The following is a 12,313-nucleotide window of genomic DNA, read 5'->3' on the forward strand; positions in this document are numbered from 1 at the left end:
CTAAGTTGCAGTGAAGGTAATCCATCCCTACGATGGTGAGTGAACGGACTTTTCAGACTTTCGACAATATAGCCCGTCCTGGCGAGTGTTATCGTAACGGCTGCAATAGTTGGCGAAGCGGTTTGCTTTAAGTCTGCCAATAGGCAATAAAAAACTGGCGAAAGTGAAAAATTTTTTTGGCTTATACGAAGTTAATTGTTCTGTTTTTTTTGAAGTGATTGTCGCCGTTTTTATTAAAAAAGTTGATCGAGGGGCCAGCAGTAAAGCACTGCGCTGTAATTTTGTAGCCAATTTTTTTCTGTTTTATATGCGGAGGAGTTTGGAGATGAATGCTATAAAGAACTATTTTTACCTGTTGTTTACGGTTGTCCCGCTCTTGCTGTTCTCTGAAAGTAGTTTTGCGCAAAAAAGCGATGTCGCAGATATTATTCTTCATCATGGCGTTGTTGAGGTTGTTGACGACAGCTTCAGTGTCGCGAATGCAGTGGCCATTCGCGGAAATAAAGTTGTTTTTGTAGGAAATAATACTGAGGTCATGAGATTTTCGGGGGCTACTACAAAGCTTATCGATCTGAAGGGGGGCACCGTGTTCCCAGGAATTAATGACACCCACCTACATGCCTTGCCTACCGGCGAGGCCATGCAAGGACTGTTGTTAAGAAATATGTCGCTCCAACAAGTTAGAGCGGCGTTGGCTCAGGCCGTCAAAACATCGCCTCCCGGCAAACTCATCAGAGGGACAGGTTGGGAGGAGAGAAGCTTGGGGCGAATGCCTACAAAAAAAGATCTGGATGATCTCTCGCCTAATAATCCTGTCATGCTGACAGAGATGAGTCATCACCAAGTTTTGCTAAATACTGCAGCGCTCAAATTAGCCGGACTCGACGAAAATAGCGAGGATGAAAATGGCGTAAATTTCCTGCGAGTGGAAGGTTCGCGTGAGCTAAGTGGCGTCGTAGTAGAGGGTTATACGCTGATTAACAGCAAGATGCCGCAGGTCACGTTGGAGGAGCGTAAATCCGCGATAAAAGCGGCGATTTCGCTGATCAATTCGCAAGGTGTGACAAGCTATACCGAACCGGGACTTACACCCGACGAGTTCAAAGCGTACCAAGCCCTACAACGAGACGGCGAACTTAATGCACGTGCCACCATACATCTGTGGGGTGGAAGTTCGTTGGAGGAGGCTGACAACATGCTCGCGACCCTGCCTCCAGGTCTTTCTGCGAAGGGTGATGGAACAACCGAAGGGTTACTGACTTTGCGAGGCATAAAACTCCTGCTGGATGGCGTCCCGCCTGCAAAAACCGCCGCGACGCTTGATGATTATGCGTGTTGCAAGGGCGTAAAAGGGACGTTGACATTTGATGGCGCTACGGAGGACGGCAAGGCGGTCGAGATTAAGCGTACGATTATCGGCCTCGACAAGCAGGGCTACCAAATTGCCTTTCATTCCACGGGAGACCGGTCTGCACGCATTGCCGTCGATGCACTCATTAGCGCGGCTCAGGAAAACAGCACTGTGCATGCAGGTTCAGCTTTGAACCCGCTACGGCACTATATGATTCATGCTGACCGCGTTTCTGATGAAGATATAGTGAAGATGGGGAAGTGGCAGATTGGTCTGTCGACAAATCCTATTATTTCCTTTTATGCAGCACCGACCGTCCGCAAAATCTGGGGCGACTATTACGGTGCTAAACACATGGCAGTCAAACCCTTTATTAATTCAGGAACGTTAGTGACTTTGGGGACGGACTCCCCTGTCGTGCCTACCGACTGGAAAACCGGGTTGCAGTTCGCAGTCACACGAATGGCAATCGACGGACGACCCAACGGTTCAGAATACGCAATCAGTATTGATCAGGCATTAGCAGCTCATACCAGAGTGGCTGCCTATCAAGATCACCAGGAAGATATTAAAGGCACAGTTGAAGTGGGGAAGGTTGCAGATCTTGCTGTTTTTGATCGAAATTTTAGATCGGTGCTTCCAGAAGAAATAGGGAAAGTCAAGGCTCTTTTGACTATCGTCGATGGCCGTATCGTGTATGCCGCTCCAGAAGTAGTCACCCACAGAGTTTCTTCGCCTGAGTGAGGCTCTGCTCGAAAGCCGTTCACAAGAAAATACACACTATAACTATAAAAACGAGGGCGGACCATGCTGAAGAAATTTGTAAATCATCTACCCCTGGTTACAGTCGGCATAGTTATTCTAGGTTTAGGGCTTGCGCCAAATATTACTTTGGCCCGTGAGATCGGTACACCACTGCTGGTACCTGTTGGAGGTAAAGTGGGTGATCCAGTGGGGGCGAATCCCCCAGAAGGCTTTCTTCTGATCGTTCGTAATGGCTATAGTTTTGGCACTATGACAGACAATAAGGGTAAAGACTTACCGGTCGACGTCGATGTCGTAGGTACGGGCTTCCAGTTTCATTATGTCCCTGGCATCGAGTTACTAGGAGGTAGCTACCGTGCGGCGACAACCATACCGTTAGTCAGTGTCACACAAAGAACCTCGACTAGGAAAAGCACGAGTACAGGCATTTCCGATATAACACTTACACCTATCTCTATTAGTTGGATGCTATCTCCAGGAATCTTTACAAGTAGCTCCTTGGCATTTGGCGTGCCTACTGGCTCTTTCGATGCCCGAGGAAATCATCCCAACTTGGGTGCCAACGTTGTCGCTACACAATTTTCTCAAGCATTCAGTTTTCTGCGAGACGGTTGGAACCTATCAATAGACCTGACATTTTCAACTCAAAGTAAGAACAAAGACACCGACTACACTTCGGGTAACGAGTTGCTCCTGAATTGGACAGCCATGAAGGATTTCGGTGGTCACAGCATCGGGCTTGTTGGTTATGGTCGGTGGCAAATGACAGGCGACAGAAACGATGGATCAGAATACGGTGGTACCACATTTGGACGATCGCGGCAGGTGGCCGCCGGGATCGGTTATACTCGCCAGTTCGGTGCGATTGCAGTGAATGCAAATATTCTGAGTGACTTTGCTTCTCGCAATGCGCTAAGTGGTCAGCTTTTTCAGGCGAATATTATTATTCCTTTGGGGAATTAAACCACTGCTTCGTTGATATCCTGCAGCGGCTCAACGCGGTTATCGAGTCGCTGCTGTCAACGCCGGATCGGAAGTGAGATGTTCAGCCTAGGGGGTAGGGGCGTGACCGCCCGAAAATCTGTCGTCGTGGGCCGCTGGAAGTTCAAGCAATACTGAACTGGGTTGCCAACTCTTTCGGTCCAACATTGCTGGTCTTTAGCTTGCCCGCACACCTGAAAGCCAAGATCGTATCCTAAGACTTTCGTCCCTGAGTCACCGTGCTGGTCGACGGCACGGCGCGCTCCCTCAAACCTATCTATGCATCCGGATGAATGGAGGCTAGGCTAGGCCAGGGCTAGGGTTATCAAAGGGCCGGTAGCTGCATATAGTGACCCGCATCCAAGTGGGTTACATCGAACCAGAAACTCGCTGAGTTTGGAGCCGATGCGCGCAAACGAACAATGGGCACCGAATCGCCCTGAAGGACAGGTTGACCATCGGGGGAGGTGCAGGTTTTGTTACTCGGCGGTGAAGCATCGAGTAATCTCCTATGAGCCCGGGAGCGCTACATCACGTTTGTGCTGCAAACGGCGGGTCAGCATTGCAAGCGTCACGGCCAACGCACCGCATGAGCTGATGACCAGCGCCATTGGCAACGCCGTGCCATCGTGAAGCACACCCACCAGCGCGACCGCTGCTGCCGCCACGCTGAACTGCAGGCAACCGAGCAATGCCGACGCGCTGCCCGAACGCGCCCATTGCCCGTTCATGGCGCAGGCTGAGGCATTGGGGGTGATGGAGCCCAGGCAGGCAATGCAGATAAACAAGGGCAACAGCAGGGGCCAGAGCTGTTCGGTGCGCAGACCGGCAATCGCCAACAATGCCAGTGCAGCAGCGAGGTATATCCAGATAACCCGCGACAGCAGGAACGCAGGTCCCTTTTTGCCCACCAACCGGGCATTGAGCTGCGAGACCAGAATGAAACCCGCCGCATTGGTACCGAACAGCCAGCCATAGTGCTCAGGCGGCACTCCGTACAGCTTGATGAACACGAACGGCGAACCGGCGATGTAAGAAAACATCCCAGCCATGGCGATCCCGCCAGTGAGCGTGTGGCCCAGAAAAATACGATCGCCCAACAAGCGGCGGTACTGCGTCAGTGCGCCTGATAAAGGCTGGCGAGGATGAGTGGCGGGCATGCTTTCCGGCAGGCCCAGCGCCACGGCTATTGAAACCAGCGCACTGAACGCCGTCAGGCTGATAAAGATCGACTGCCACCCATAGAGGTTGACCAGCAAGCCGCCGAGCATGGGTGCCAGAATCGGCGCCAAGCCCATCACCAGCATTAATTGCGAGAATACTTTGGCCGACTGAACGGTATCGCACCTGTCGCTGACAATGGCTCGGGCAATCACCATCCCCGCACAGCCGCCCAGCGCCTGAACGAAGCGCGCGCCGATCAGCCATTCCAGATTCGGCGCGAAGGCACACGCCAGCGATGCCAGGGTGAACAGCGAAGCCCCGAACAGCAGCGGTATACGTCGGCCGAAGCGATCCGCCACCGGCCCGTAAGCCAGTTGACCGATGGACAAGCCCAGAAAATATGACGCCAGGGTCAACTGGACATGCTTCTCGTCAGTGCCAAACGCCAGGGCAATGGCCGGGAAGCCAGGCAGATAAAAGTCGACGGCCAAGGGTCCGAAGGCGCTCAAGGCACCGAGAATAAGGATTGTGCGCAGGTTCATCAGACATCCAGACGATATTCAGAGCAGAGGGGGTACCCAACCCCGCAAAGCCCAGACATGGTGTGCACTTAAGTTTAAATGGACACCAGTTCTAGCCTTTTAAGCGGGTATTTCATGCAGCCAACACGCTATTCCTACTCCAACTCCTTCAAAGTCCAGGTCATTCAGGAGTGTGCCCAATCCAGCGAAATGGAGCTGGATACCGATCAACTCCCGGCGCTGGTAGATGACTTGGCCGGACGCATACGCTGCTATGAAACGTCAATCCACTGGACGCCTGTAGCCAACCTGGACAAGCTCGGTGTTTGCTGGCGGCGATTGTCTGCAGTGGGCTACCCGTTGGCAACGGGCATGAAGACGCTAGTTCAAGTCGAGACCTTCCTCGAGTATGGACTGTTGCACGGCTTCACGGCTCTTCACGCGCTCGTACCAAGCTTGCAGGTGATGAAGACTGTCAAGATGAAGTGGCGTATCCTCGTAGGACTTAAGCCAGGACGCCTTAGCCCATCCAGTCACCGCAAACAGGTAGGTGTCAGCGACCGTGAATTTTTCACCCATAAGAAACTGTTTGTCTGAGAGATGCTGATTAATCCAAGCGTAGCGTTTCTCCAGCTTCGGTCTTGCGATCTCAATGTAATCTCCTGCCGGAGCAGCATAAAAGAGCGGAATAAAGCCCTTATGGATTTCCGTTGAGAGGAAGGCGAGCATTTCCTGAAGCTTGTATCTTTCAAACGTTCCGTTGGCTGGAGCAAGGCCTATTTCGGGGTGCTGGTCCGCAAGATATTGAATGATTACGACGCCCTCCAAGAGCATTTCACCGTTATCAAGCTCAAGCGCAGGAATGTAGCCGTGCGGGTTGACCTTGTAAAAGTTCTTCCCCTGTTCTGTTACATGATCTTTGAGGTCGACCTTGATGAATTCGACATTGAGGCCAAGTTCGTTTGCAACGATGTGTGGCGAAAGGGAGCAGGCGCCAGGCTTGTAGTAGAGCTTCATTCTGTGATCTCCATGGAATTAATTGTCGTGCTTTAAAATGTGAAGCCTACGCTAGTTAGCTATGTAAGCGACTCGCTCGCTACGTTTTGCACCGTTTGCATGGATGACTTACTTATGTGCCACCTTCCCCACAGCCAGAGACAGCGAATCACCAAGAATGCGCCACAAAGCGGTAAGACGCCGACAGTAAGTGCCCTCACTACAGTAAATCAACTCGACATGAAGGCTGTCGATCACAGCTATATAAGCATCCTGAAACATCGAAATCTCGTTCGCCGACAGTGCTGAATACCTGGTCTCAAGGCTTGCGCCAAAGCGTTCACGAAGACGGTCCAGATAGGCTTCAAAGCCACTTGTAACCGATGCCTTTAACTCCGAAGGCGGAAAGAATGCCGTGCGCAGCAGGAAACGCAGAGCAGCGGAAGACTCGTAGCGGTTTGAAAGATTGTCCGTGTACAGCTTGCCGGGCTCGTCATCATTCGCCGGGACGCTTGCAAACATCTCTTCGATATAGTGCCTCTCCGTCGCCAGCGCCAGATTCAGCACGGCGTTGAACAGATCATCCTTGCTCTTGAAGTGCGCGTATAACGAGGGCTTGCGCATACCTGCCACGACAGCGATTTCATTGAGCGACGAGGCGTCGTATCCCCGCTCAGCGAAATGCACCAGAGCGATATCACAGATTCTGCTTGCCGAAGGGCTCAGCACTTTCATCGGGATGACCTTTTAATTCAGTGATTTAACGCGGTGATGTGCTCGGCCCTGCCTTCGCGCACACTGACCCAGGTCAGCGCACCCACCATAACGGCGCAGACTATCAGGAATGCGCACCAGGCAATGGCGCCATGGCTGCTCGCCCAACCGGTCAACGGTGTGGCGAAGGCCGAGATGCCAAGCTGAAACGCGCCGAGCAATGCAGCCGTTGAACCCAGGGCAGTGGTTTGCGAAGACATCACCAGCGTCATCAGTGAGGTTTCTGCAATCCCCAATCCAAGCAGTGCTATCGCGACACCGGCAGCCAGCCAGTACAAACTAGAACCAGATACTGCTGCGCCGTAGGCCATGACAGAACCTGCAAAGATGCAAAAAGCTCCAGCCGTTGCCATGCGGGCCAAACCGTACTTGCCCACCAGTCTGGTAGCCACAACGGCCCCTATGAGAATCGCGATGCCGGTTGCGCCAAACAGCGTACCGAACTGGGCAGCAGGCAGGCCGTATTCCTTCTGATAAACAAATGTAGCGCCGCCCACATAGGCAAAGAGAAAGAAGAACACGGCTGACAGCGCTAAGGCTGGCCTTAGAAAACGACCGTCTTTTGCGATGCGCGCATACGTGCGTATCGCGAGTCTCATATTCAATGGCTCGCGCTTTTGCATTGGTAGTGTTTCAGGCAAAACAGCCATCGAATTCACCGCCACCAGCGCACCGAGAACAGCCAGTACCAGCATGACGGCCCGCCATCCGAAATGCGCCTCAATGTAACCACCCAACCCCGGGGCGATGATGGGAGCAACACCTTGAATGGTCAGCAGCAGGCCAAAAAGTTTTGCTGCCTGAACGCCCTGAGTGACGTCACGCACCATGCTCATGATGACTACCAACGTCAAAGCACTGCCTATCCCTTGGGCAAATCGTGCCAGGAGTAGCCACTCAAGGGTTGGTGCCGCTCCTGCAGCCAGCGCACTCAAACTGAACAGCAACAAGCCTGCTATCAGTGGACGTCGACGGCCCAACGCGTCGACTACCGGCCCGAACAGCAATTGCCCAAGCCCCATTGCCAACAAAAAGACCGTGAGCGTCAGCTGAATGCTGGCAACACTGGTCGAATAATCAACCGCCATTTCGGGTAGGCTTGGCAAATACATATCGACGGCTGAGGGCCCCAATGCGGCGATGGCGCCCAAGGCAATGGCAAACTTCAGTAGAGGATTGCCGAAATGACTCTTTTTCATAACAAACTCAGGATAGGCTTCCTACCGGAAGGTAGGAAAGTGGTGTGAAGTTAACGAGAACCGAGAGGCAAGGTCAAGCCGTTATTTTTTTAGTGGCCAGGCAGCACCTGCCAGCGCTCCGGGCAAGGCATGCGCACGAAAGTGTTTTAGGCTTCAGTGCAAAGTGTTTTTTTCCAGAAGCGGCTGAAATGAGCGGAATCTGTGAAACATCATTTTTAAGCGATCGAGGTAAGCGACTCGGTGCGCAGAAACGGGTTGGCCAAATCGATCACGCTGCGTTCGAGCCTGGCGCGCTGGATGTATCGACAAACGCTGTCACCTTGCGCATCAGCGATGGGAGCGGAGAGGGTGGCCATCTCGTTGTAGTCGGGGCTATTTGGAGGCAACACAGAGGACCATATGGCGCCGTTATCCAGCGCCACGGTTGGCCCACAGGCCAATGGGACACTTAGTGCCAATGGCTGTAACTTTGTGGGCGGGATCAGGGTTCAAATTGAACTCTGTGAGACCCAGACTTGCCTGCGAACTAGGCGCCTTGGTATATCAGGCAGACCTCTTCATCGCACGCGCGGGCGAGCCTCGCTCCAACAGATGGCCTCCGATACCTCTTACAAGCGAAACCTCGACACCATGCTGTTCAGGTCAACCGCCAGGCGGGTCAACTCGCCGCTGGCGGCGCTGGTCTGGGCGGCGCCGTTGGAAGATTGCGTCGACAGGTCCCGGATGTTAACCAAGTTGCGGTCCACTTCACGGGCGACTGCAGCCTGTTCTTCCGCAGCGGCGGCGATGACCAGGTTACGTTCGTTGATCTCGACTACTGCAGTGTTGATGGTTTCCAGCGCCAAGCCTGCGCCTTTCGCGATGTTCAGGGTAGATTCAGCACGGTCAGTGCTGTTACGCATTGAACTGACCGCTTTTTGGGTGCCGCCTTGAATGCTGCCAACCATGCGTTCAATTTCGCTGGTGGACTGTTGGGTGCGATGGGCCAAAGCGCGCACTTCATCGGCGACAACCGCAAAGCCGCGACCGGCTTCACCGGCCCGGGCCGCTTCGATAGCTGCGTTCAGCGCCAGCAGGTTGGTCTGATCCGCCAAGCCACGAATCACGTCCAGAACCTTACCGATGTCGCGGGACTCTTCCGCAAGATTACCAATCAGATCGGCGGTGCTTTGCACATCCCCGCTCATGCGTTCGATAGCGTTGACGGTTTCGTGAACCAGGTCCCGGCCATCGCCTGCTGACGCCGTCGCGTTTTTTGACGCCTCTGAAGTGCTCACTGCGTTACGCGCCACTTCTTCGACAGCGCTGGTCATTTCGTTGACTGCAGTCGCGGCTTGTTCTATTTCGTTGTCCTGCTGCGCAAGGCCACGGGCGCTTTCATCGGTAACGGCGTTCAGCTCCTCGGCAGCGGAAGCCAGTTGTGTTGCGGATCCGGAAATACGCATCAAGGTATCGCGCAGTTTCTCCTGCATTTTTTGCATGGCGAGCAGCAACCGGCCCGCTTCGTCAGTGCCATCAACCTTTATCGATCGGGTCAGATTACCTTCGGCGATGGTTTCAGCCGCTTCAAGTGCCAACGCTATCGGTTGGGTGATGCTCTTGGTCAGCAGCCAGGCAAACAGCATGGTCAGCAGCGAGGCAATAATGAGGAGGCCAACAACCCAGTTGAACGCAGAGCTGTACTGGTCAGCAGCGGATTGATTGATGATAGCCAGCTGGCCGTTATTAAAGTCAGTAAGCTTACCCAACGCTACGTTTATCTGCTCAGCGTTAGCCGCAGACTCGGCGTTCAGCACGCGCATTAGCTCCTGCAGATCGCCAGCCCGACTGAGGGTAACAAGGCGCGTTTCAATCTTCCGATATTCATCCATCAGCCGCATATAGTCGTTGTAGTCGGATTGCTCTACAGGGGATGAAATCAGTTTGGCGTATGCTGCCTGCGACTTGTTAAGTTGTTGGTTTTGTTCCGCAAGTAATTCGATAGTCCTGTTCTGAGTATTCGGTTCGCGATCAGTCAACAGCCGATACAACAAAACCCGCATGCGGACGCCCGTCACAGTGAGAGCATTCAGGGTCTGAAAGCTAGGGACGCCATTTATCGCGATGTCGTCGCCAGCTGCTCGGATCTTGCTCATCTGAGACAAGGCGAAGAGGCCGAGAATCAGCATGAGCGCGCCTATCAGGGAGAACCCCAGAAATGCGCGCGGAGCAATGTTCATTGTTCTTATTGTCATGGTTTTCCTAGAGCGTGGAATGTGCTCCCCGCAAGCAGCGGCGGATGGTCCAGCGCATAAGTTTTTATCGGTCGCTTGATGGCACACTTGAGCGAATACAGCTGTGTGCCGCATATTAAAACTGATATTGCCCACTCACCAACTTGCAGACATCGACTGATGTTGGGCCGATGCAGCTCGATGGCGACAATCTTCAACCCAAACGACCTGGACGCGACTTTCGTTCAGTTGGTAGAGACTCGCTACCAAGGTTGCATATTTCTCTTGCAGAATCAGTTCTAGAGGCTGCGGCAGCGTGGCAGAAGATGCTGTGCATAATGGTGCTCAAGGATAGGGGATGGTCGGTTCGATGCCGGCGAACAACGCGCCAGCGCCGTCGTACGTCGCTTCACCGAGGAAAGCATGCTGTGTCACTACCATGGAGTCGCGTACGATCCATTGCAGACGGTTGTCATTGAAGATGGCTGCAGTCCCAGCCAGTCGATAAGCCTTCATGACTACGTCCGCTCCGGTATGAGCGGCATGGGTGGCGCTGAGGCGTAATAAGTTAGTCTGCTGCAGGGTCACCGGATTACCGGCGATGAGCGAGGCCCATACAGCTTCGGCGGATTCGTAGAAAAACGCTTGGGCGCTTCGCAGCATCGCCTCTGCCTTACCCAGTTCGCTGCGGTAATAAGCGCGATCACCCAAACGCGGGGCACCGGTGATAGTCTTGGTGCTGCCCGACATTGCGATCACCAAGTCCAGTGCTGCGCGTCCCAGCCCAAGGTTAACGGCGGCATGAACTTGCGCCTGGTAGGAAACGGACGGGTAATGATAGAGGGGCTCGTCAATTGTGGGGGCACTGCCCCGCACGAAAGTCCACTCGCGTTGGACGTTCTTTTGGTGCAATTTGAGGTCATGGCTCCCCGTCCCTTGCATCCCGACAACATTCCAGTTGTCGACGATCTGCACTTCGCTTGCCGGGAACACAGCGGTCAGCGGTTTGCCTGCCGTCGGTCCTCCACCGTTGGCCGATGTGCCACCGATGCCTACACCAATCCAGTTGGCACCTTTGCACCCACTAGCAAACCGCCAGTGCCCGCTGACTTCCCAGCCATTTTCAGTCTCTTTGGCAGGTTGTAGAGGGTAAAGGCCGCCAGCATAGACCTGGTCTGGCCCGTTGGTATAAATCAACGCTTGGGTTGCCGGGGGGAGTGCCGCCAGGTAGATGTTGGCTGAGCCGAACGCGGTCACCCAACCGACCGAACCGTCGGCTTCGGAAACCCGCTCTACGATGCGCAGGAACTCGGCTGGAGGCAGCGCATCGCCACCGAAACATTTGGGAGTACTGGCGCGGAAGATACCCACTGCTTTCATTTTTTCGATCATGTCTAAAGGGACATGGGAACGTTGGTTAAACTCGCTGCGACGCTCGGCAATCTCCGCAATCACATCATCCAGGGAAATCGCCTTGATGCTGATTGGAGCGCCTTCAAGTGTGTCACGATCATCGAAATTGTTTTTGCTGTTCATGTTTATTGTTCTCTTGCTAGGGTGATTGCATACACGCTTAGAATGCGTGGGCTGATAAGAAAAAATCAAATTCGGAATATGAATAAGCTAAATAATCTGTGGGAATTAACTGTCGTGCCATGCGCCTCTAAAGGGGAGGGCGTTTAAGGGCGATGGCTATTCCTACTGTCAATAGTGCGTATGAGTAAAGCGAATTTGACCGGATGAACAATCCGTCTCAACATGGATTCACCCAGTCAATAATTACAAGGTGAAGGTTATGGTTAGCGATCAATCAAAACAACATTTTCGGCAAGCGCTGTCATTGTTGTCTGCGGCGGTGAATATCATTACTACCGATGGACCCCATGGTCGCTTCGGATTAACTGCGAGTGCGGTCTGTTCGGTCACTGATACGCCCCCAACATTATTGGTTTGCATCAACCGTAACAGTTCAATTCATGAGGCGTTGCTGGGCAACAGGGCGTTGTGCGTAAATATACTGACCGGTGATCTGGAGGGTGTTGCGCGACAGTTTGCTGGTATGACCGACCTGCCGCCTGCTGAACGTTTTACCGGCCAGGATTGGCGTACAGGCTCCTCGGGCCTGCCGGTGTTGAACGACGCCCTAGCAAGCCTCGAAGGAAACATAGTAGATATCAAGGAAGTCGGATCGCACTCGGTATTATTTGTCGAAATTAACCAAATTCAGGTCCGTGAAGAGGGCGAGAGTCTGATTTACTTTGGGAGAAACTTTCACCGTCTGGGGCGGGCTGCAGCCGCCAACGTGCAGACTCCTGCGTCCTGAATAATTGCAGTTCCCCATTCGCGGGT

Annotated in this window: 9 protein-coding genes and 1 pseudogene; 3 read left to right on the forward strand and 7 right to left on the reverse strand. The window is 53.4% G+C overall.

Annotated features, from left to right (window positions below):
• Window positions 1-109: 109 nt before the first annotated feature.
• Entirely contained in the window at window positions 110-2,095 is a 1,986-nt protein-coding gene (locus NL123_RS15240; RefSeq protein WP_494358186.1) for an amidohydrolase, read from the forward strand.
• 63 nt (window positions 2,096-2,158) lie between these two features.
• On the forward strand, window positions 2,159-3,079 hold the full coding sequence (locus tag NL123_RS15245; RefSeq protein ID WP_494358187.1) for a SphA family protein: 921 nt from the start codon (window positions 2,159-2,161) through the stop codon (window positions 3,077-3,079).
• Window positions 3,080-3,606: 527 nt separating this feature from the next.
• Here NL123_RS15245 and NL123_RS15250 read toward each other — a convergent pair.
• From NL123_RS15250 to NL123_RS15280, 7 genes and pseudogenes are all read right to left on the reverse strand, one after another.
• Window positions 3,607-4,803, reverse strand: a complete 1,197-nt coding sequence (locus NL123_RS15250) for a multidrug effflux MFS transporter (RefSeq protein ID WP_494358188.1) — start codon at window positions 4,801-4,803, stop codon at window positions 3,607-3,609.
• A 360-nt stretch (window positions 4,804-5,163) separates the two neighbouring features.
• Window positions 5,164-5,799 carry a glutathione transferase GstA gene (gene gstA, locus NL123_RS15255; protein WP_092250812.1) on the reverse strand — a complete coding sequence of 212 codons (636 nt, stop codon included), beginning with the start codon at window positions 5,797-5,799 and terminating at the stop codon, window positions 5,164-5,166.
• Between the two features lie 108 nt (window positions 5,800-5,907).
• Window positions 5,908-6,513, reverse strand: coding sequence for a TetR/AcrR family transcriptional regulator (locus NL123_RS15260; protein WP_494358189.1), 606 nt, complete (start codon window positions 6,511-6,513; stop codon window positions 5,908-5,910).
• Between the two features lie 17 nt (window positions 6,514-6,530).
• Window positions 6,531-7,751: a multidrug effflux MFS transporter gene (locus tag NL123_RS15265; protein ID WP_494358190.1), complete on the reverse strand. Its 1,221-nt coding sequence runs from the start codon at window positions 7,749-7,751 to the stop codon at window positions 6,531-6,533.
• A gap of 73 nt (window positions 7,752-7,824) precedes the next feature.
• Window positions 7,825-8,080, reverse strand: a pseudogene (locus NL123_RS15270) (hypothetical protein); the annotation flags it as partial.
• Window positions 8,081-8,359: 279 nt separating this feature from the next.
• Window positions 8,360-9,985 carry a methyl-accepting chemotaxis protein gene (locus NL123_RS15275; protein WP_494358191.1) on the reverse strand — a complete coding sequence of 542 codons (1,626 nt, stop codon included), beginning with the start codon at window positions 9,983-9,985 and terminating at the stop codon, window positions 8,360-8,362.
• Window positions 9,986-10,309: 324 nt separating this feature from the next.
• Window positions 10,310-11,500, reverse strand: a complete 1,191-nt coding sequence (locus tag NL123_RS15280) for an acyl-CoA dehydrogenase family protein (protein WP_494358192.1) — start codon at window positions 11,498-11,500, stop codon at window positions 10,310-10,312.
• Window positions 11,501-11,759: 259 nt separating this feature from the next.
• On the opposite strand from NL123_RS15280, the gene NL123_RS15285 reads away from it, so the two are divergent.
• Window positions 11,760-12,287, forward strand: a complete 528-nt coding sequence (locus tag NL123_RS15285) for a flavin reductase (RefSeq protein WP_092250797.1) — start codon at window positions 11,760-11,762, stop codon at window positions 12,285-12,287.
• Window positions 12,288-12,313 lie beyond the last annotated feature (26 nt).

The organism is Pseudomonas sp. FBCC-B1565 (genome assembly GCF_059133265.1).

What these genes read in the sequence shown, in the direction of transcription:
- NL123_RS15245 (WP_494358187.1), top strand. Translation starts at nt 2,159, where the DNA reads ATGCTGAAGAAATTTGTAAATCATCTACCCCTGGTTACAGTCGGCATA.
- NL123_RS15250 (WP_494358188.1), bottom strand. Translation starts at nt 4,803, where the DNA reads ATGAACCTGCGCACAATCCTTATTCTCGGTGCCTTGAGCGCCTTCGGA.
- gstA (WP_092250812.1), bottom strand. Translation starts at nt 5,799, where the DNA reads ATGAAGCTCTACTACAAGCCTGGCGCCTGCTCCCTTTCGCCACACATC.
- NL123_RS15260 (WP_494358189.1), bottom strand. Translation starts at nt 6,513, where the DNA reads ATGAAAGTGCTGAGCCCTTCGGCAAGCAGAATCTGTGATATCGCTCTG.
- NL123_RS15265 (WP_494358190.1), bottom strand. Translation starts at nt 7,751, where the DNA reads ATGAAAAAGAGTCATTTCGGCAATCCTCTACTGAAGTTTGCCATTGCC.
- NL123_RS15275 (WP_494358191.1), bottom strand. Translation starts at nt 9,985, where the DNA reads ATGACAATAAGAACAATGAACATTGCTCCGCGCGCATTTCTGGGGTTC.
- NL123_RS15280 (WP_494358192.1), bottom strand. Translation starts at nt 11,500, where the DNA reads ATGAACAGCAAAAACAATTTCGATGATCGTGACACACTTGAAGGCGCT.
- NL123_RS15285 (WP_092250797.1), top strand. Translation starts at nt 11,760, where the DNA reads ATGGTTAGCGATCAATCAAAACAACATTTTCGGCAAGCGCTGTCATTG.